This window comes from Paenibacillus sp. FSL R5-0912, from assembly GCF_000758605.1.
Classification (GTDB): Bacteria; Bacillota; Bacilli; order Paenibacillales; family Paenibacillaceae; genus Paenibacillus_AQ.
Genome location: NZ_CP009282.1, coordinates 192,851 through 213,776, shown reverse-complemented (window position 1 = coordinate 213,776; position 20,926 = coordinate 192,851). Strand labels below are relative to the sequence as shown.

Below are 20,926 nucleotides of genomic sequence, written 5' to 3'. Positions count from 1 at the left end.
CTTCCGTTTCCCGATGGTTTGGACGAAACTCGGGGAGCCGGCTTAATGCCGATCTCCCCCAGTTTTAATCAGCTATCTGCTCAGGCCTGTCAGTTCTGGAGCTTAGCAGCATTTTGTTCAAATGCATCCTGCTGATAGGCTTGAATTTTGTCCCAATCATGTTCCTTGCGGTATTGCAGGAATTCATTCCATGCCTTATCGAAATCAGCCTCTGACACAGCCAGAATGAGCTTAGGCAATGTCTTTCCCCATTGGGTATTAATCTTTCCAAGTGCAATTCCCTCCGGAGAGGAAACGGCCGGGTCCAGATTCGCATAGATGGAGTTATCGACCACTTTGCCGCGGGTCCAGTCCTCCGGCTGTTTAATCGGTTCTACCGATGCCGGAGCCCATTTTAAGTTGAGTGCAGGGTCCATCATCATCCAGAATGTGTAGGAGGCTCCATATGTTTTGGCAAAGGTGGAACGGTCATTGTTATACATGTTCAGAACTTCCGGCAAAAATTGCTCTTTTCCATCAATAGTATCATACGTGGTGCCCTTTTCACCAAAGAACAAATCCTTGTTGCCCTCTTCACTGATTATATAAGTCAAGAATTCGATCGCTCTTTCTTTATCCTTCACTTTCTTGGAGATCAGGGTGAGCGCCCAGCCCGCAATGGACGGTCCGCTCAGCTTCGGCTGCTCCTGCTTGGAATTCGCCGGCCCGTCAACAGCAATATAGACCGAATTCGGGTCTTGCTGATAACGGGTAATGTTCTGGTTCTGAAGATCGGAACGCGGGAACATCATAGAGAAGTAACGGCCTTGCACAATTTTCTCTTCCATTTGCGGACGCTTGTCAATGAAAATATCCTTCGCAATCAGCCCCTGTTCGTTGGCCTGACGGAACGCTTTCAGCCAGCGGATGTATTCCGGATCCGTAGAGCGATCATATAGCTTACCGTCTTTTTCATACGGAATAGCTAGGAAATCCATCAGATTTGCTCCAAACGAGCCATTTCCCATATCCGTAAACTCCTGTGTCCCGAAGGGAATAAGCGGTTGTCCGTTTACCTCTGGGAATTTCTCTTTGGCGGCTTTGAGCGCATTCAGGAAGCCTTCCGGTGTTCTCATATCCGGTTTGCCAATGGCCTCATAAATGTCTTTACGCACAAGAAAGGTATTGGAAGAGGTGAAATTATCGCCATTTTCTTTGAAATTGGCCGGAGAACTGGACTGGTTCGGATATCCATATACATTTCCATCTTTCTCCGTGTACCATTTCAGCTTGTCCGGATCAGCAATTTTGAAGAAATAAGGATCATATTGATCGGCAAGCTCATTGAGTGGCAATACCAAGCCGCCTTGAACCATTTTATCAATGGCATCGGAGTTCCAGTCCAGCGTAATAAAGTCAGGCAGATTGTTGGAAGCGATCATCGTATTCAGCTTTTCATTCTCGTTTCCGGCTGGAACGATAAAGTTGATGTCAACACCGGTTTTTTTCGTGATATATTGAGTGGTTTTGTCAGTACCCCACTTGTCGGCAAACCAGGAGTAATTCAAATACCAATCGAATGTAATCGGATCTGTAGAGCTCTTCCACCCCGGCTCATCCGCGTTGACAGCAGGTGCGGCAGTATTATTATCGGTCTTTGCTGTATTGTCTTTGTTATTCCCGTCGCCCCCACAAGCAGTCAGGCTGGCTGTAAGTGCAAGTGCCAGTATGGATGGCAGCCATTTTTTTGAATAAATCATAAATGAATTCCCCTTTTCGTAAGTTTTATAGAAGAGCTTAGCCCTTGATTGAACCGATCATCATACCCTTGACAAAATACTTCTGCAGGAACGGATATACCATAACGATCGGAACAGTCGTGACCACCATAGTTGCCAGCTTGACTGACTGGGAGGTAACCGACTTCTGCACCGAGCCAGCCATCGCCGACACCATCTGATTGGAGCTGGATTCCGCAACCACCCTGTATAAGTACGTCTGTATCGGCTGTAGATTGGAATTGTTGATATAGATTACGCCGGCAAAATAATCATTCCATTGATAAACACCGTGGAACAAAGCGATTGTAGCGATAACCGGCATAGAGACGGGAATGATCACCCGGAGGAAAATCGTAAGCTCATTCGCCCCGTCAATTTTAGCCGCCTCCTCCAGCCCTTTCGGAATCTCCCGGAAAAAGGACATGAAAATGATCAGATCATAGAAACTGAACGCGGCGGGTAAAATGTATACCCAGAAATTGTCCAGCAATCCAAGATCACGGATCAACAAATAGGTCGGAATGAGGCCTCCTCCAAAGAACAGCGTAATGGTTCCCATGATCATGTACAGCTTCCGCCCGATCAGCTCTTGACTGCATAAGGCATACGCGACCATGGCGGTGAAGAATACATGAATAACCGTTCCCACCACAGTTTTGGCCACGGTGATTCCCATAGCCGTCATGATTCCATTATTGTTAAAAACCGCCTTGTAGTTGTCGAGAATGAAGACCCTCGGCCACCAGTAAATATTGCCCAGCATGGCATCCATGCCCTCATTGAACGAATTGACCAGTACATACCACACGGGATACAGCGTGGCAAAGCAGACTAACAGCATCAGCAGGTTATTGCATATATCAAACACGATTTCGCTGCCCGTTCTCCGGCTTAGTCGGAACATACTTGAATCTCCCCTTTTCTTCATATTAGAACAGCGATGTATTATTGACCCGCTTGGTGAAGCTGTTGCTTGCCAGCAGGAGTAATAATGCAATGACAGACTTAACGAGACTCACCGCTGTAGAGTAAGAGAAACGGGCATTTTGCAGACCGGTCTGATAAATATAAATATCAATAACACTACTTGCACTTTCATTGAGTGAGTTGCGGAGAACCATAATCTGATCAAAGTTGGAATTAAGAATTCCGCTGACTGCCAGAATGAACAGGATGGATATCGTTCCGGCGATAGAAGGAAGCGTAATGCTTCTGATCCGCTGAAAGCGTCCGGCGCCATCAATCTTTGCTGCTTCATAAAGCTCGGGTGAGACTCCTGAGATCGCCGCCAGATAGATAATTGCTGACCAGCCCAGCTCCTTCCAAATACCTGAAATTACGGCAATGCCCCAGAAATATTTGGGTTCCGCAAGAAAGTTCACTGGCTCTTGAATAAGATGCAGTTTGGACAGCAGGTGGTTAATAATCCCTACATCCGACAACCAGGTTGTCAAAATCCCCCCCAGAATGACCCAGGATAAAAAATACGGTAAATAGGAAATCGTCTGAACACTCTTCTTAAAACGAACGGATCGCATCTCATTAAGTACAATGGCAAACAGAATCGGTAAAGGAAACCCGATCAAAAGGCGTAACGCGCTGATACCCAGCGTGTTCTTGACCACGTACCCCATATTCTCATCTTCAAAGAACTCCCGAAAATGCTCCAGCCCCGCCCAAGGGGCACTGCCTATTGATCCGATAATATCGTAATCTTTGAAAGCGATCACAATTCCATACATTGGAAAATAGTTGAATACAAGCATCCAGATCACGCCAAGCAAGGCCATAATCTGTAAATAACGTTGTTTATACATTCTGCGCAGGATTCCCCGTTTTTTCTGGTTTATCTCGGGGTTTGCTATGGGTTCCACCACTCCAGCCTTCATTCAATCATACCCTCCTATTATGTTTGTTTGTTTGTTTCCTGCTGTTAACCCATTATAGGTCATGCCTCAATTTGACAGTAGGTATCATATTTTACGTTTGGTTTCTTTTTTTTGGACGTTGCAGCAGACCACTGTATGGCAGCTTGTAGATGAGGTCTACAATTCTGCCAGACAAAGCAAAAAAACCGCTAATAGAATAGCGGTTTTTTTTAAATGGAGCCGCGGCGTTGACGTGCAGAGCCACTATGCGGTGGGAATGGATACTGGAACTATACGAGTAGCAAATATTCGCTACACTATTCAAGGTCTTGTTCATCGCTTTTGGCCGATTCGCTGCATAAATCTACAAACTCTTCTTCTAACTGATTGTCCACAATATATATTAAAGCTTGTTCAAATATGCTTAAAATCGTAAGATAGAATCTTTCGTCTATGTCTCCGTATGAGAGCGTAAAGTCTACTCCACATTCCACTGTAAAAATCATCAGCTCGGCAATTTGCCCCTTATTGGTTGAAACATGAGGGCTTATAGATGGACAATATCGAGGACAAATATAACGCGGCTCTGGCTCATATTGAGGAACTTAAACTTGAAATCAGCCGGTTGAGAGGTGTGCTGGGGGCTTTGGAACAAGAGAACCCAGGAATAACTGTTGTAGAATCCGCTGCCCACCAGTACTCTACCGTAGAGGATAAGCTCGCCCTGTATAAAAGTTATTTTCGCGGCAGAGACGATGTTTATCCGATTCGCTGGAGCAACAAGCAAGGCAAGTCCGGATACTCGTCCGCTTGCGCTAATGAATGGACTTGCGTTTGCGAGAAACCTAGGGTGAAATGCTCCGTTTGCAAACACCAGAACTTCCTGCCCCTTACAAGCGAAGTGCTGTCAGCCCATTTAGATGCACGGCAAGACCGCACAATTGGGATCCATCCCATGCTGCAGGACGAGACCTGCTGGTTTTTGGCCTTGGATTTTGACAAACACGATTGGATTAGACCCAGAGGCAGAGGGATTCTGCACCTGTGAACACACAAAGAAAACAAGAGCACCAACCCATACCTTCCAGGCGGAAAGCGCATTCCGGACTTGTTATCCTTTGATGCCATGATTAATAACAGCGTGCAGGAATACAAAAATCCGATACTTCACAGTTTCTCTAACCACAACGCATAACGCTACATAAAAAAGACCCCGAAGGGTCTCTTTTCTGATACTCCATATCGAGCCGAGGGGAGTCGAATTGCTGTCCGAAGATAACAGCACATAAACTTCTACGAGTGCAGTCATATCTTCAGTGTCCCGTCGAATACTCTTTTCTTTCTTTTAAGTTAACGATGTCTTGGCCCGTTGGGTTTTGAAAAACGCGAAGCCCGAACACAGGTATAATTGCAAAAATGTGATCAAAGATATCAGACTGGACCGACTCGTACACACCCCAGGTCGTATCATTGCTGAACGCATAAATTTCTAAAGGCAGTCCACTATCTCCTGGTTCTAACTGTCTGACGATCAACGCCATATCCTTATGGATTTTAGGATGATTCCGCAGATATTCATGGATATATTCTCTGAACACGCCAATATTCGTGAGTTGTCTTCCATTAACTTTACTATCCATATTGATATGATGTTCGATATTATAGGTGCTAATCTCATCTAATCTTGTCGTGACATAATCACTAAGGTAATGAACCTTTTGGAACTCCTCAATCATTTCTTTTGTACAGAAACATATGCTGCTTGTATCGATACTGACACTTCGTTTAATCCTTCTGCCACCAGAGGCTTCCATGCCTCTCCAATTTTTGAAAGAATCTGATATCAGGGCATAGCTTGGAATCATGGTAATTGTTTTATCGAAATTCATAACCTTAACCGTATTAAGAGTAATGTCAATTACATTACCGTCAGCATTATATTTAGGCATTTCAATCCAGTCACCTACACGAACCATATCATTAGATGATAATTGAACACCTGCCACCAAGCCCAATATAGAATCTTTGAAAACTAGCATAAGAACAGCTGATATCGCTCCCAGTCCACTAAGAATAATCAGTGGATTCTGACCCATGAGGTTAGAAATCACCACAATCGCACCAATAATAAACAGAATAATTTTCGCAACCTGAATGTAGCCTTTGATCGGCCTAATCTTGGACACTTCATACTTACGATAAATAGCATTGGTGGCATCAAGTAACGCATTAAACACCGTGATCGCTACGATAATCATATAAGTTAAGGCGACTTTTACAATGAAAGACTGATACAACGGAAAAATAGACGCAGAGTAATAGATGATAAAGGCTGGAGCGAGATGCGACAGCTTGTGGAATACTTTTGTCTCCAAAAAGATATTATCCCACGTATACCGGTTGTTATTGATGATATGAATAATTATTTTCAGCACGATTTTTTTGGCGATGAAATTGGCCACAATAGAGAGTAAAGCAATAAATATGACCATGATCATGTTCGAGAGATAAACAATCATTTGTTCGCTCACGCCATACCCTGCTAGATGCTCTTTTATAAAATTCATGATTTCCTCCTGGCAAGGTACATATTAGCCTACAATAAGAAGGTGGTCTCACTGATAATAGGATAGAGCCGGGATCCCATCTCCAAAGCCCCGCCAACTTTTATCTCACACTATTATTATTAATGTTTTTCATTTCTATTGTATAAGCCACAACTTGAATTAGAAACGCAACTATAACTACAATAAGCAATACTCCAACTACAGGCAATTTATTATTTAAGTAGTTGATTCCCGATGTAATAACACATAGTATAGAAAAGAAAAGAGAAACTCTTAAAGTTTTAACTTTTTTCTCCATTATTTTCATCACCTCTCAAAACTTAGGATTTCAATCACTCAAAGTCTTTTTAATGTTCAAAAAATTGTGCATGAAGGCATAATTACCTTCTTGCACACAAACAGATCAGAAAGCTAGTTTGTCGGAATACTCGCAATACCTCCTCCAACTACTACAGTCATACCACTAATTACCTCAGCTACGCCACCAATTATTTCTCAAACACCGCCTGCATTTATTTCGTCATTGCACCTACAATCTCTTTACGTCTAAGTCCCAAATAACCGGCCTTTCATGTTGCAGCCTGGATTGTCGCTCGCCCTGTCTCTGACAGGTACTTTTGTCGATGCACTTTTACACACAGATTTCGCCATGTGCAAGCATCCTGGCTACCAAGGTGGCTTGGCCCCTCCTTGGGTTGGGCTTGCACCAACCAGATAATGCGTGCCTCTGGGCACGCCATACGTAAAAAACCCGCTCTGGGAGCGGGTTTTAGAATAGAGCCGAAGCGTGGACATGCAGAGCCACAATCCGGCGGGGGTTGCTGCTGGAATTGTATAAGTATCCGGGAATGAACAATCCCCCTGTTTATTATTCCTGCTCCTTCGCTGTGAGCATTCTGAGCAGAACCGTGACCGTTTCCGCCCTTGTCGCGGCATTTTTCGGGAAGAAGCTGTTGTTACCCTTACCCTGCATAATCCCCAGCTTCTTCATCTCTGCTGCCGCTCCGGCAGCCCAGACCGGTATGTCGCGGTCATCCGCGAATCCGGCGGAACGAGCTTCGGGTGCCAGGTTTAAGGCTCTCGCCAGCAGCACGGCCATTTCCGATCTCGTCAAGGACGCATCTGGACGGAAGTTACTGTTCTTATCGCCCTGAATAAGACCCAAGCTTACGGCTCGCGCAACAGCTGCCTTGGCCCACTGCCCGATCCGGTCCGCGTCCTTGAAGGACAGGACAGCTTCTTTGTTCTGAAGCTTCAGCGCTTTCGCCAGCATTACCGCGAATTCAGCGCGCGTTACCGTGCGATCGGGCCGGAACGAGCCGTCCGGATAACCTGTGATCATTCCCCTCTGTTCTGCTTCCAGGATATTGGATTCGGCCCAATGACCGCCAATATCCGCGAAGGCATGACCGGGTACCGGTACGTCCGGCGTGTCAGGACCATCGTTTGGATCATCGCTTGGATTAACATTAGGATTATTAGGAGTTACCGGCGGACTCACCGGAGCTCCTCCTCCCGAATTGCCTCCGCTTCCGCCGTTTGAACGCTCGTTTACGGAAACGTTTATTTTCCCCGTAACGGACGGATTTGCGGTCAAGACGGCTGTAATCGTCACTTCTCCGGCTGCGGAAGGCGCCGTAAAGACCATGCTGAACCGGCCGTTCGCATCTGTTACTGCTTTAGCAGTGTTGAAGCTGCCCGACGAAGCCGCGACTTCGGCCTCCACCCCGGAGACCGGAAGATTGTCACTGTCGTAGACGATTCCCGCAACAGATACATCGTCTCCCACCGTCACAGCAGACGGCGTCGCCTGGAGTTCGATTAGAACGGGTACTTGTGCGGCCTTAATTACGGAGACGGTAATCTTATCCGTCACGGCCGGACTCGCAGTCAAAACGGCTGTAATCGTCACTTCTCCAGCTGCAGAAGGCGCCGTAAAGACCGTACTGAACCGGCCGTTCGCGTCCGTTACTGCTTTAGCCATTTTGATGCTGCCTGACGAAGCCGCGATTTCGACCTCCACGCCCGGGACCGGAAGATTGTCGCCGTCGTAGACGACTCCCGTAACGGACATTTTGCCTCCAACCATCACGGAAGACGGTGCCTCCTGGAGTTCGATCCTGGCGGGCACTTGTACGACCCCTTCTACGTAAACGGCAGTCGTCCCTCTCACGGACGGATTCGCGGTCAAGACTGCTGTAATCGTCACTTCTCCGGCTGCAGACGACGCTGTAAAGACCGTGCTGAACCGGCCGTTCGCATCCGTTACCACACTGGCGTCATTGACACTGCCCGATGCAGACGCGATTTCGACCTCTACGCCGGATACCGGAAGATCGTCACTGTCGTAGACAGCTCCCGTAACGGACACGATGCCTCCGGATGTCACGGAAGACGGCGTTGCTTGGAGTTCGATTCGGGCGGGTACTTGTACGTCCTTGTTCACGGATACGGTAACCGTATCCGTCACGGTCGGACTTGCAGGCAGGACAACCGCGATCGTCACGTCTCCGGCTGCAGACGGCGCCGTATAGACCGTGTTGAACCGGCCGTTAACGTCCGTTACTGCTTTAGCCGTTTCGATGCTGCCCGATGCAGACACAATTTCGACCTCCACGCCCGGGACCGGAAGATCGTCGCCATCGTAGACGGCTCCCGTAACGGACACTTTGCCTCCAGCCGCCACGGAAGATGGCGTTGCTTCTAGTTCAACCCGGGCCGGAACCTTTTGTACGTTCTCTGGACCATACACTTTGAATTCCCAGAGCGAGTAGCCGTACGTGGTCGCTCTTTTCGTTCCATACATCCGAACATATCTTGCATTCACCGGTTCGAAGGAGATCTCATCAATTTCTCCGTCTCCGGTGGTGGTACTGTATACTGTCGTCCAGTCCGCCGTGTTGTCGGAAACCTGGATTTGATACTCCTTCCCATACGCACTTTCCCAATGCAGCATGACCTTCGCGATGGGTTGGCTGGAGCCAAGATCGGCGTAAATCCACTGCGGATCAGCATAGTTAGATCCCCAGCGGGTCGTCAATGACCCGTCAACCGCATTTCCAGGAGACACATCGGCGGCTCTGGATGAGTTCGCCTTTGCTTGCATGCCTTCGGCGAGATTAGGCGCCACCGCCTCAAATACGTTAAATTCAGCAAGCGAGTAGCCGTCTCCGGTGCCCTGCTGAACGCCCTGCATCCGCACAAACCTGGCAGGAACTTTACCGAAGGAAAGTTCGTCGATTCCGCCATCCCCCATGGAAGTTGTATAAACATCCGTCCAGGTGACAGCGTCCTCCGACACTTGAATTTTATAGCTTTTCCCATAGGCCTTTTGCCAGTTTAGCCTTACTTTATTGATCATATAGGAATTCTGCAGATCGACATAGATCCACTCGTTGTCCGAAGCATTTGAACTCCAAGAGGAGCTTCTGTACAGATCCGTAGCATTCGAGGCAAATTGCTTGCCTTGGCTGGAGGAAGCAGTCGCTCCTTTACTGTAAGCGAGATCGAATCCGCTGTCGTCAAGAGCCGTCCCCTCGGTTAGGGTCATGCTCCGGCCGGTAAACGTATCCTTGCCGAGTCTATAGGTTGTTGTGGTTTTTTCTCCGTTACGGTTCAGCGTTACGTTCACTGTAATCCCCGGTGTTTCGGGATTCGCCACCGAGATGCGGACAGGTGTCACGGATTCGTCAATGATCACCATGGATGGTTTGTCAGCTGTGACCGTCAAACCGTCTCTTAGCGTCACCGTCCCGGGTTGATAGAACAGCAATTCTGCAATGCCAAGGGGATTGTGCCGGACTGCCTGAACCGACGGTGTATTCGCAAGAATACTGACCGGGCTTGCGCTTGCGTAGCTGCTGACCTCTTCAGGGGTTTTATTCGGCAATACGATGTATTCATAGGAAGCGTTAGTCGGTTTCACGCCATGATCGAGCCATATTGAAAAAACCGGCTTGGTGATCGGCTCCGTTGAGCTTCCGGTGATAACGTCGCCCCATTTTCCCGTCTTCGTCTCCCGATTCACTTGAAAGCCGGTAGGATTCGGGAAAACATAGCCGATCTTATCGTTATATGCCCAGCGCCCGTTAACTTGCTTCGTTCCGTCCGCCATGATCTCGCCGTCTACGAGCACATCTCCTGCCGCCAGACTTTGGTTCAATGTCGTATGGACCGGCGCAGCATTAGTTGAAGCGATACCTGTTCCCAGCGCCACCATTTCATCATCGAAAAAGAAGTAGCCTTTTTTGCCGCTGGTACTCAGCTTGTTGAAATCAAACGCTGTGGCTCCATAACGCTCGTTGGTCACACCGCCTACAAATGTTTTGGGATTGTTGAAATTCCCATCTTTCGTGAGTACATACGGAGCCGTCGAACCTGGAACATGAGCCCAGTCCATCAGCGGGTAAACAGTCCTGTATTCATCTCCGGTTCTCTGAATGGCAGTGGCTCCTTGCGGCGTCCAGTAGAGCAGGTTATATCCGCTAGGATTAATGGTTCTCCATTCACCGCCTTTGACCGTGCTGGAAGACATCTTGACCGTAATTCCATAATCATTCCGCATATGGGAGGAGACCAGCGTCTGCCATTGTGTCATATTGTTAACGTCCAGTCCGTTGCTCGTGCTCGTACCAATGCTGCGGATGTTCTCAAGAAAACCCGCAAACTCGGCTGCGCGCTTCGGATTGGCCGCCTGCATCCACTGCAGCGGATCTTCATAGAAGGTCAAAGCTGCACTCGCATAATCTGGCCACTCCGGTCCATTCATCCCCATCCCCAGATCGGCAACATCGCCTCTCACGAGGTACCTGGTGCCGTCCAGCAGGTAGGACGATAACGAATCAATCGCCGCCTTGCTGTACGAGAATGAGGTATCCGAAGTTACATACGCCCAGAATGACATATCTCTGGCGAAGCTTCTTCCATATCCCGTCGTATAATTTGTTTTGCCATGCATGAAAAATGACATGTCCGACTGGATCCCCGTCACTGTCGCCGTCACATTAGACAGCACGTTAAACGCTTCCACAGCATTCCGGACAATCTGGGCATCCTCCAGCAATAAGCCGCGGATCATATAATTCTGGTTGTACCAGGACGAATTGGCACCATCGACAGTGTTCGGGCTGCTGTCCAGCGTACCGATTATATTGGAAGCTTGCGCTTCAGTTAAATAGCCTTCACATAAAAGCGCGATTTTCCCCAGCCTTAATTGCTTGCCGATTCCGGTCTCCCACCAGTTGGTGGATGTCGGCTTCACCGTAAACCAATAGTCCAGCCCTTTTTGAATGCCTCCTAACAGGGTTTCATTATGATAGTATGGACCCTTCGGATCAGCAAACGCCTGAGCCATTGACTGCAGCCGGTCTAAGGCGAGATAAGGCGACCAGGCCCTCCCATTGGCACTGGAGGCTGTACTCGCATAATCTACATCCCCCCAGCTTCCATTGGAATTTTGATTGGATAAGTACGTGCCGGCCTGAGATTTGTAGGTCCATTCGACCCGGCCGTTCGTTCCATCGTTGATGATATCTTTGGAGACATAAAATGCCGCCGTCCGGCTTTTCATCAATTTTATTTCAGCGATCTCTGGAGAAACGTTGGTCGCCCCGGGCGTGCTCGCAGATACGGGCGAATATAACCCTATGGAGGATATCAACAAACAAACAATAACAAGACATGTCCACCTCTTTACAACCCTTTGCCTTTTGTCAGTCATGTACATGCGCTCCTTTGTCTATCTAAATTCAATCGTTTATGATAGCGCTTTCCTAAATATGGGTTGAAGAAGGCAGCTTGCACTGCCTTCAGCCTTCTACACTAGCGTATTATATATATCCTCCAGTGGTATGTCCGCCACTGCCATCACTTCGTCTGCGGCACCGTAATACATGCGGACCGTCTGATCCAGAAGCAAGGCTCCGCACGAGAACACGACCTTGCCGAAGAATCCATTCACCTCATAGACAGCTTCCGGCTCCAAAATCGGTACACGGGATCTCGCGATGACCTTGGCCGGGTTCTCCAGATCAAGCAGCACCGCGCCCATACAATAGCGGTGCTTGCTGTCCGCTCCGTGGTACAGCGCCAGCCAGCCGCGTTCGGTTCGAATCGGAACCGCCCCGCCGCCCATACGGGCCGAATCCCAGCCTTGCTCGCTAAGCCCCATCAGGAAGCGGTGATTCCCCCAATGGTCGAGATCGGGCGATTCGGCGATCCACATCTCGGGAGAGCCGAACGAGTTCGGTACCGGACGGTGCAGCGCATAGTATTTGCCATTAATTGTATCCGGGAATAAGATGACGTCCTTATTCTCAGGAGCCAGCATCAGCCCGCGGCGCTTGAAGGTCCGGAAATCCCGGGTCTCCGCCAGGCCGGCGCCAACGCCGTGAGCGGAAGCGGAGCTGTAGGTAATATAATAGATATCTCCGATTTGGGTCACGCGCGGATCTTCAATTCCCCACGCCTCCAGAGCGTGCTCCGGGAACAGGGCCGGCTGCGGCTCAATCTCGAAATGAATGCCGTCTGTGCTTCGCGCCACCCGCAGATGGGATAAGGAGGTGAGCATGACCGTTCGTCCGTTCCTTGCGATGAAGCGCGAATCGGAGAAATCATAGTCCGGATCAGCCTTGTCGTAGCGCTCTACAAGGACATCGGTACCCGCTTCATTCAGCCGGGGGACCAGCACTTCATCCGCCCGGTCCGATATCGGCGCCTCCGCAATGCGCAGTAAAAGGATCGTTTCATCCCCTAACTGCGCCACCCCTGCATTAAACGCCCCCAGCACCCGAAAATCGGGGCGGGAAGGGACAACGTCCCGGACTCGTATAACAGGATTGTGCGCGCTGCGTTGTATGTTCATGTGAAGTACCTCTTTCAGTATTTTTAGGCCGTTATTTACCGGATGTGACAGCGTCGATTTGCGCCTGAATTTCCTCGATCACTTTTTGTCCGCCGAGGCTCGCCATTTTTTTCTCCATCATCTCCTTGCCTTCAGCAGCAGGCACCAGGCCCTGGCTAAACGGCAGGAAGGTCGAATCGTGAAGCGGAGTGATTTTGGCATATTCCGTCTTCACCTTTTCAGCGTTAAAGTTGAAGCCCGCCGTTGGACTAAGTGTGAAATTGGCCGGGTTGGTAGAGAAGTCGAACCACTTCTTGTCATCCTTCATCATCGTGTCCGGCGTGCGGTTCAGCGTTGGCCGCCAGGTTAGCACGTACCCCGGGAATGAATAGCTGGACAGCACCTTATAGCTCGAATCCCCGACCGGTTCCCAGTCCTTCCCTTGAATGCCGTATTCCATCAGATCGTGGTTTTCCTTAATGGACAACCAATTGGCTACATCCATTGCCAAATCAGCGTGCTTGGAAGCCGCCGGGATACACAGGAAATTCCATTGCTGAAAAGCGGTATACGGCTTGGCTTTATCCCCGTTCGGAATGAAAATCTCAAGCTTGTCGCTGCCGTCCTGTAGCATTTCCGAATATTTCAATCCCTCCACACCATCCGCCGCATAATAAGTGGCCGCATATTTCCCCTGCTTGAACAGTGTTTCTGCATTTTGCTCCTGGGCGATATTTTTGGAAATGATGCCGTCCTTGTAGTATTGGGTGACACGATCGTAACCATCGGCAATCACCGGGCTGGTCCATTGGCCGATTACTTTCTTGTCCTTGATGGAATAGGCGAACATGTTGACACCGATTTCGAGCACTTCATCCAGCGCCTGATTAGCGGATTCGCTCAAGATAAACGGAAGTTTATCCGCTTTGATGCCGTTAATGACGAAGGGCTTGACATCCTTCTCTTGTTCCTTGACCATATACAAGAATTTCTCTAAATCATCCAAGGTTTTTAACTCGGGAAGTCCATACTTCTCGCGCAAATCTTTGCGGATTAGAAGGCCATATAGCTGGCCCTGGGTGGTACCGAGCGGAATCCCCATAATTTTTCCGCCGAATTTGTTGTACTCCCACATTTCCTCGGGAATGGATGCTTTGAGCTCCGGACGTTCGGCCACCGCGGCATCCAGTTCCATTAATGAATTGCCCTCGATCATCTGATTCATGGATATCCATGGGGCATCCAAATACATATCGAAATCTTCCCCGGCAGACATCTTCACGGATACCGCATTCCCGTAATCGGTCCACGGCAAGAAATTGATGTTCAAGGCCGCTCCGACGTTATCCGCTTTCAATTTGTCGTTGACCGCCTGTAGCACATCGTCAAAGCCCACCGGCTTATCCCCCGGAAAATAAGCTTTCAATGTCACCGTTTCCTTAGATGCGGGTGCAGCACTTTCCGTATTCTTTGGAGAATTCGCTTCATTGCCGCCAGTCTTTGTATTACCTCCGCAGCCTGCCAGGATCAGTGAAGATACCAATACCGTTGCTGTTGTCGTGCCAACCCATTTTTTTAATCTCATTCCTTAACCCTCCCATATCTATGGCTAACAATCTATGTTTCCCCCGGACTAATCCGGTTAATGCCGGATATTCTTCGTTTATCCTTTTACTGCTCCTACCGTTAGCCCTTTGACGAAATACTTCTGAAGCATGGGATACAGCAAGACAATCGGGCCGATCGTCAGCACGGTTGTCGCCATCCGCACGCCATAGGTCGGCGGCGTCACGGCAATGGCTGCTGAAGCGGGAATGAGATTCTTGGCCGCTTCCATATTGGAGACCATCCGGCGCAGAATCAGCTGCAGCGGGAACAACTTCTCATTATCCACGAACATCAGTCCCATGAACCAGTCATTCCAGTAGCTCAGGGCATAGAAGAGACCGACGGAGGCCAGAATCGGCGTCGAGATCGGAATCATAATTTGAAAGAAGACCCTCATTTCATTCGCTCCGTCTATTCTTGCAGCTTCCTCCAATTCCTCGGGAATGGTACGGAAGAAACTGACCAACAAAAAGACGAGGAACGGCTGGCATAACATCGTCAAAATGAGCACCCAGATGGTATTCTGCAAATGCAGCCACTGACTGACCACAATATAAAATGGAATGATGCCTCCGGAAAACAGCATTGGCAGATAGCAAAAAAACAGAAACGGTGTTTGCAGGACATTCCGTTTGTTAGCCAGCGAATAGCCGAGCATTGCGGAAATGCACAGTGCGGTTAATGCGCCTACGACAGTGATAAAGATCGTAACCGCATAGCCATTGAACAGTACATCCGATTGCAAAACCGCCTTATACGCATCCAGGGATAATGCTTGCGGAAATAAAGTATAGCCGTGCGCAATCAGTTCCTGTTCATCCGTAAAAGAGCCGATAATCATCAGCAGAAAAGGAAACACACAAAATAAGGTAAACAACAAAATGAACGTATGGGCAAATATCGTAAACGTTCGATCCGCAGCACTCTGTTTCTGTCTCATAGTTCTTCTCCTAGAATAAAGCAGATTCTTTGGACACCCTTCGGGTTATCCAGTTGGCGGTAATGACGAAGATTAGACCCATCACCGACTGGAACAGGCCAACCGCCGAGGACATGCCGAAGTCATGCAGCTGTCTCATAGAGCGGAACACGAAGGTGTCAATGACATCGGTAGTCGGATAGAGCGATGAATTATCTCCAATGATGGCATAGATCATGGCAAAGTCACCATTGAAAATCTTGCCTACGGCCAGCAAAGTCATAATCATGATGGTAGGAACGAGCAGTGGCAGCGTAATGCGCAGCACAATCTGCACTTTGGACGCCCCGTCAATCCGGGCAGCCTCGTACAAATCCTCCGATATCCCGGTAATCGCGGCCAGGAAAATAATCGAAAGATAACCGGCTCCCTGCCATACACGGATTACCGTCAGAATGTAGGGCCAAAGCTTCGACTCAAACATCCAGTTCACCGGCTCCATACCGATATTTTGCAGCCAGTTATTGATCATCGGCTCTTCCCCGCCGAATAAGGATTGGACAATCATTCCTATTACAATCCAAGACATAAAATAAGGAAGAAAAATGAAAGACTGCGATATTCGCTTGAAATACTTATTACGAATCTCATTAAACATAAGAGCAATCATAACCGCAGCCACCGTAGTAAACACAATGAACAGTATGTTCAGTACCAGCGTATTGCGCAGAATGGTCCAGAAATCACCTGAAGTAAAAAAGTAATCGAAATTTTTAAAACCGACCCAATCACTTCCTGTGATTCCCTTGGCAAAATTATAGTCTTTGAAGGCAATCATAATCCCGTATATGGGAAAATAACTGAACACTAGAAAAAACAACAACCCCGGCACGGCCATAACATAAAGAAATGGATTTTGGACAATATGGTTCATTTTAGACTTTTTACTGGTGTTAATTGGGTATTGCATCTGTTTATATCCCCCCTTTCATCGAGACCGGCAATTGCATGAGCACGCCGTTATCTATGCCGTCACCTTATCAAGCCCTCACTGCTACGGCAATTCCGAAAAGCTCTAATCCTTCCTGCAAGCGCAGATTTACAAACTTCCCAAAAACAACACTATTGCGAAAACAAACGATTCTGAAGACGAAAATAATCGGTATGCTATAATTAATCTACAATTTATGAGCCCGGCAGTTATGATTACGGAGGTTCCAGCAATGAAAATCAGACGTCCACTCCTCGCATCGCTGAAGCAGCATCCTACTTATATGAAGCTTATTTTTTATTTTGTCAGTGCAAACGTTCTGGTGCTGGGTATATCCTTTGCGCTGCTCTATTGGCAGTCATCCAAGACGCTTCTGGAAGAGATCGGCGATCATTCCGAATCCCTGCTGGTGAACAGCGCCCAGAACACCGCACGGCTGATGGAATGGGCGCTGGAATTTAGCTTCTCCTCCAGTGATGACAGCGCCCTCAAGGTATATGCCCTTTCAGATCATTACAGCGATTTTGAAACTTTCGAGGTATGGAGCCGGCTTATGGACATCAAGAACGCCAATCCGTCGATCGATTCGGTATACCTCATTAACGATTACACGGATACAGTTGTTGATTCCAGACTGGGATTGAATGATGCGGATACGTTCTACGACCAAGATATCATTAAGCGCTTACAGGACCCGGTTACCGCGAATCACAGCGTGCTCATTCCAAGAACCCTGCCTCTCCCTCTTACCGGGAATACGCCCAAAGAGGTGATGACCATCATCAGATTTTACGAAAGAGGCAGCTCCATCTCCGCTTTCGTTATGAATATAGATACGGATAATCTCATGACCCTGCTTCAGGACAATTCGAATGATGCCGACAGATCGGTTGCGGTTCTGAATGACCGGGAGGAGACGGTTTTTAGCAGCACTTCTCTGAATCAGGAACAAACTGCGGACCTCAGGAATCACGTGATTAAGGGCGAAAGCGGATGGAAGCTCTTTCATCCCCGAACTCAGGGAGAGCAGCTAATGGTTTACGCAGACATCTCCATCAAAGGAATTCAGGATTGGACCTTCATCGAAACGATACCGAAGTCTGTCATTCTGGAGAAAATAACGGTTCTGCGTAACACCAGCCTGGTCCTGTTCATTGCCTTGTTCGGGGCCTCCTGGACCGTGATCGTGCTGATCTCCAAACGGGTATACTCGCCCATTCAAGAACTGATTACCAGAGTAATGCGGCAGCATCAAGCGGAAAAGCCCGGTCTCGGATACAGCACCAATGAACTTGACTACTTATCCAATGTGTTTATAGCCCAGCACAATCAGATCAACGAACTGACCGAGCAATGGCGGCTTAATAAATTTTTGGGCAGAGAAAGGTTCCTGCGAGATTTCCTGGGGGAGACTTACCATTCAGCAGAGGAGATAGGTTCTCAATTTCTGGAGTGGGGCATTGACCTGCCGATAGATCAGCTGTCGGTGGCCATCTTCCGGATTGACCATTTCTCGGAATTCTCGGAGACCTACCCGGAGAAGGACCGGCGTCTGCTCCGGTTCGCCATGTCCAATATTATTCAAGAGTCGCTGCAATCGTCCAAGCACAAGCTGCAAACGGTGGATATGGGTGACGATCACGTGGCCGTTGTCCTATCCGCCCCCTTGTCCGAAGAATATGCACGGAAGCTGCAAGGCTCCCAACAGTTAATAGAGCAGTATTTGTCAGTTGGAACGACTGTCGCTTGGGGCAGGACGCTGCCCAGCCTGACCGACATGCATGAGATATATATGGAGACGTATGAGTTGACGCAGGAACGGTTCCGCTTCGGACACAGGGCGCTCATCGTAAAAGCATGGCTGCCAGGTGCGCCCGGAGAGCTGTACCACCTGCCTGTGAACAAAGAGCGGCATATCGCTCAGGCTCTTCCCAAGGGGAATGCAGAGACGGTTCTGGAAGTCATACGCTCAGCCGTAGTCAAGCTGCGGGAAATGCCCTATTTTGAATGTAAAATGTCGTTAATTACCTTGTTTATGGATATACGCCGGCTCATGCAGGAGCATTCCGCTCAGCCTCTGCCCAGTTCATGGGGGCTGACTTCTATTGAGAAACAGATTATTCAGCAGGAGACGATGGACAAAGTGGTGCCATGGATGGAAGCCTTGGTCACTAAGACACTCGAAGACATAGCAGCTGCCCGCGGGCTGTCCAAGAATGTGACACTGATCGAGCAGGCGGACCGGTTCATTGAAGCACAATTAACCGATCCGAACTTGTCCGCAAAAATGCTCGCTGATCATTTGGGGTTATCCGTTAATTATTTCCGCAGTTTATATAAAGCGGAGACAAACCAGTCCATTACGGACAAAATCTCGGAGAAGCGCCTAAGCTTCATCTGTCAGGAGCTCATTGCCTCCGACTCTCCGATTGAGCCCATCGTCCAAAATTTCGGATTCTCGTCGCTTAACACGTTTTATTCCAGCTTCAAAAAGGTGTACGCAATGACACCGGCCCAATATCGGAAGAAGTATAGAGGTGGCAATACTATTGAGAAGCTATAAAGAATCTCTGTAAAGTCTTGATTCCTGATCAAATTTTATATATTTAATAAAAATGTATTTCGAGGATTGGAGCGAGTATGCCGGAATGCCCTATTTCGGAGCTACTACGGGGGATCCAAGTCAGCCCGGAATCGATGGGGCCTTAATTAAACGCCAAGGCGCTGCTCCAGGGCCCGGACAAGCTCTGAATGGATACGCTTGTACCCTGGGCGTGGGGGATTACGACGCTACTGAAGCTCTGATTCTGCAACTTGGGGGCAAGCTCGCAATGCCGAAGTATGCTCTGCCGGGAATGGCCTGGCAGGGATATTACCATGATACAGAAGGTAATCTATTTGGGATTCATCAGCCTGATAAGCAGGCCAAATAAGTTCACTCAATCAGGCAGAAACAAAGGACTTAGATACGCCCTCCGCCGTCTTCCAGTGCAGCAAAAATCTCCCGTGCGTCTGCCTCTTCTGTAGGATGAATGGCAATCTGAACCGACCTATCGTTCTGATCTTGTCGGGCTAGAGTATATTGGTCCAAACCTGACCTAAACAAAAACAGTCCGAAATAACTCACCTTTACTCCTTCATATAAGAGTCAGTCACGAACGCTGCTCCCTTGAGCGGAAATCAGGCGGCGCTAAGACCTTATCAATTGCAGAGTTCCACGCACATGACACTACAAACAGCATAGTTCCGATCAATTTTCTCAAGCCATGCAAGCTACCTATAAGTAATATTCAGAATTTCCCCTTTACCCTAAGGTTGATGTACAACAGTTGGGGTAATCAGATCGCCTTTAACAGGCATAGTGGCACTATCTATATCCCCGAAGTAAAGCGGCAACCCCTCGGCCAAGATGGGCAGCCATGTTTGAGTAGGATCCTGTCGCTGATGGTGAACATGCAGATGAGGCTCGGAACTCGAGCCGCTGTTGCCTACGTGTCCCAACAGATCACCTGCTTGTACCTTGTCTCCAACAGCTACAGTAATACTGTGCTGCTTCAGGTGATTCAAAAGCAGGTAGGTGCCTGTATCCGGAACCTTCAGGTAGACATAATTGCCTTCCATAGAGAGAACTTCCTCCGATCCGGGCGTAAGGTCAGCCTCCTCGTCATAAGCAGCAATGACAACGGCATCCAGCGGTGCGTACACTTCCTGATTCCATATGCCGTAATCCTCCGCATGGCTGCTTCCGGTGTTATAGGGTTCCATTACCAGATCATAAGCCCAGCGTTCGGAGGACCATACCGCATGCGGTGCGTTATCTTCGGCGGAATCTCCACCCCAGCCGACGACTGCTGCTGTATGAAGCGGCATTTTCACGGTAAGCCCTGGCTTAGTATCTACAATGGCAACTGGGTATGCTAATGGGATTACATTGACCGTCAAAAGAAAATGGCCAATTAGTACAGCCGACACCCCCAAATTCAGCAACAGTTTATTTAGGGGTGCTCGCTTCACAAGTTTTACGGCCAGCCAAATCAGATTCATTACAGCCCATACGGCTCCGGCAGCCGGCAAAATGAACTTCAGCACCAACCACGCATACACACCGATCATGCCATGAATCCACAGCGCACCGGCCCATCCCCCTAACGTCAGCAGCAATAATAACATCGAAACAGAATTAGTTTTTTTCATGAAAATTTAGCTTCATCTCCTAAGAATTAAAAAATGAAATTTGCAATTTCTACGTTAGACGACGTCTACAGTAGGAACACTGCATTCCGGGTGCGGAGGAAGTAGCAGAACAAAATCACCCTAGCAGGTGAATAGACTTACTAGCCAGCGGTCATTTGTCCGTTGGCTCTTCTTTTCT

General features: G+C 48.5%; 13 protein-coding genes and 1 pseudogene. 3 read left to right on the top strand and 11 right to left on the bottom strand.

Annotated elements, in window-relative coordinates; translation table 11 throughout:
• Window positions 1-89: 89 nt before the first annotated feature.
• The 3 genes from R50912_RS01000 to R50912_RS00990 are packed head-to-tail and all read right to left on the bottom strand — an operon-like array spanning window position 90 to window position 3,649.
• Window positions 90-1,739 (bottom strand): type 2 periplasmic-binding domain-containing protein, encoded by a 1,650-nt coding sequence (locus R50912_RS01000; RefSeq protein WP_042231635.1) that lies wholly within the window; start codon window positions 1,737-1,739, stop codon window positions 90-92.
• Between the two features lie 37 nt (window positions 1,740-1,776).
• Window positions 1,777-2,664 carry a carbohydrate ABC transporter permease gene (locus R50912_RS00995; protein WP_042231634.1) on the bottom strand — a complete coding sequence of 296 codons (888 nt, stop codon included), beginning with the start codon at window positions 2,662-2,664 and terminating at the stop codon, window positions 1,777-1,779.
• Window positions 2,665-2,689: 25 nt separating this feature from the next.
• A complete protein-coding gene (locus R50912_RS00990; RefSeq protein ID WP_042231631.1) occupies window positions 2,690-3,649 on the bottom strand; it encodes an ABC transporter permease in 960 nt (319 codons plus the stop codon).
• A gap of 532 nt (window positions 3,650-4,181) precedes the next feature.
• On the opposite strand from R50912_RS00990, the gene R50912_RS00980 reads away from it, so the two are divergent.
• Complete coding sequence (locus R50912_RS00980) at window positions 4,182-4,676, top strand: TOTE conflict system archaeo-eukaryotic primase domain-containing protein (protein WP_042231626.1); 495 nt, start codon at window positions 4,182-4,184, stop codon at window positions 4,674-4,676.
• 265 nt (window positions 4,677-4,941) lie between these two features.
• On the opposite strand, the gene R50912_RS00975 is transcribed toward R50912_RS00980, so the two are convergent.
• The 7 genes from R50912_RS00975 to R50912_RS00950 form a co-directional block, all read right to left on the bottom strand.
• The gene (locus tag R50912_RS00975) at window positions 4,942-6,195 is read right to left on the bottom strand and encodes a mechanosensitive ion channel family protein (protein WP_042231624.1); all 1,254 of its coding nucleotides are present in this window, start codon (window positions 6,193-6,195) and stop codon (window positions 4,942-4,944) included.
• Window positions 6,196-6,295: 100 nt separating this feature from the next.
• Window positions 6,296-6,493 carry a hypothetical protein gene (locus R50912_RS34650; RefSeq protein WP_156122895.1) on the bottom strand — a complete coding sequence of 66 codons (198 nt, stop codon included), beginning with the start codon at window positions 6,491-6,493 and terminating at the stop codon, window positions 6,296-6,298.
• A gap of 570 nt (window positions 6,494-7,063) precedes the next feature.
• A complete protein-coding gene (locus R50912_RS32955; protein ID WP_052415856.1) occupies window positions 7,064-11,764 on the bottom strand; it encodes a polysaccharide lyase family 8 super-sandwich domain-containing protein in 4,701 nt (1,566 codons plus the stop codon).
• Window positions 11,765-12,010: 246 nt separating this feature from the next.
• Window positions 12,011-13,057: a glycoside hydrolase family 130 protein gene (locus tag R50912_RS00965; RefSeq protein WP_042231622.1), complete on the bottom strand. Its 1,047-nt coding sequence runs from the start codon at window positions 13,055-13,057 to the stop codon at window positions 12,011-12,013.
• A gap of 31 nt (window positions 13,058-13,088) precedes the next feature.
• Window positions 13,089-14,621 carry an extracellular solute-binding protein gene (locus R50912_RS00960; RefSeq protein ID WP_042231619.1) on the bottom strand — a complete coding sequence of 511 codons (1,533 nt, stop codon included), beginning with the start codon at window positions 14,619-14,621 and terminating at the stop codon, window positions 13,089-13,091.
• Between the two features lie 78 nt (window positions 14,622-14,699).
• A complete protein-coding gene (locus R50912_RS00955) occupies window positions 14,700-15,584 on the bottom strand; it encodes a carbohydrate ABC transporter permease (RefSeq protein WP_042231617.1) in 885 nt (294 codons plus the stop codon).
• Window positions 15,585-15,594: 10 nt separating this feature from the next.
• On the bottom strand, window positions 15,595-16,533 hold the full coding sequence (locus R50912_RS00950) for an ABC transporter permease (protein WP_042231615.1): 939 nt from the start codon (window positions 16,531-16,533) through the stop codon (window positions 15,595-15,597).
• Window positions 16,534-16,786: 253 nt separating this feature from the next.
• On the opposite strand from R50912_RS00950, the gene R50912_RS00945 reads away from it, so the two are divergent.
• The gene (locus R50912_RS00945; protein WP_042231612.1) at window positions 16,787-19,117 is read left to right on the top strand and encodes an AraC family transcriptional regulator; all 2,331 of its coding nucleotides are present in this window, start codon (window positions 16,787-16,789) and stop codon (window positions 19,115-19,117) included.
• Between the two features lie 58 nt (window positions 19,118-19,175).
• Window positions 19,176-19,487, top strand: a pseudogene (locus R50912_RS00940) (VOC family protein); the annotation flags it as partial.
• Window positions 19,488-19,863: 376 nt separating this feature from the next.
• Here R50912_RS00940 and R50912_RS00935 read toward each other — a convergent pair.
• Window positions 19,864-20,748 carry a M23 family metallopeptidase gene (locus R50912_RS00935; RefSeq protein WP_042231610.1) on the bottom strand — a complete coding sequence of 295 codons (885 nt, stop codon included), beginning with the start codon at window positions 20,746-20,748 and terminating at the stop codon, window positions 19,864-19,866.
• Window positions 20,749-20,926: the final 178 nt, after the last annotated feature.

Bases quoted from the DNA above. Each gene is read 5' to 3' on its own strand.
- R50912_RS00995 (WP_042231634.1), bottom strand. From the start codon at position 2,664: ATGTTCCGACTAAGCCGGAGAACGGGCAGCGAAATCGTGTTTGATATA.
- R50912_RS00955 (WP_042231617.1), bottom strand. From the start codon at position 15,584: ATGAGACAGAAACAGAGTGCTGCGGATCGAACGTTTACGATATTTGCC.
- R50912_RS00950 (WP_042231615.1), bottom strand. From the start codon at position 16,533: ATGCAATACCCAATTAACACCAGTAAAAAGTCTAAAATGAACCATATT.
- R50912_RS00980 (WP_042231626.1), top strand. From the start codon at position 4,182: ATGGACAATATCGAGGACAAATATAACGCGGCTCTGGCTCATATTGAG.
- R50912_RS34650 (WP_156122895.1), bottom strand. From the start codon at position 6,493: ATGGAGAAAAAAGTTAAAACTTTAAGAGTTTCTCTTTTCTTTTCTATA.
- R50912_RS00960 (WP_042231619.1), bottom strand. From the start codon at position 14,621: ATGAGATTAAAAAAATGGGTTGGCACGACAACAGCAACGGTATTGGTA.
- R50912_RS00945 (WP_042231612.1), top strand. From the start codon at position 16,787: ATGAAAATCAGACGTCCACTCCTCGCATCGCTGAAGCAGCATCCTACT.
- R50912_RS32955 (WP_052415856.1), bottom strand. From the start codon at position 11,764: ATGAAAAGCCGGACGGCGGCATTTTATGTCTCCAAAGATATCATCAAC.
- R50912_RS00935 (WP_042231610.1), bottom strand. From the start codon at position 20,748: ATGAAAAAAACTAATTCTGTTTCGATGTTATTATTGCTGCTGACGTTA.
- R50912_RS01000 (WP_042231635.1), bottom strand. From the start codon at position 1,739: ATGATTTATTCAAAAAAATGGCTGCCATCCATACTGGCACTTGCACTT.
- R50912_RS00990 (WP_042231631.1), bottom strand. From the start codon at position 3,649: ATGAAGGCTGGAGTGGTGGAACCCATAGCAAACCCCGAGATAAACCAG.
- R50912_RS00965 (WP_042231622.1), bottom strand. From the start codon at position 13,057: ATGAACATACAACGCAGCGCGCACAATCCTGTTATACGAGTCCGGGAC.
- R50912_RS00975 (WP_042231624.1), bottom strand. From the start codon at position 6,195: ATGAATTTTATAAAAGAGCATCTAGCAGGGTATGGCGTGAGCGAACAA.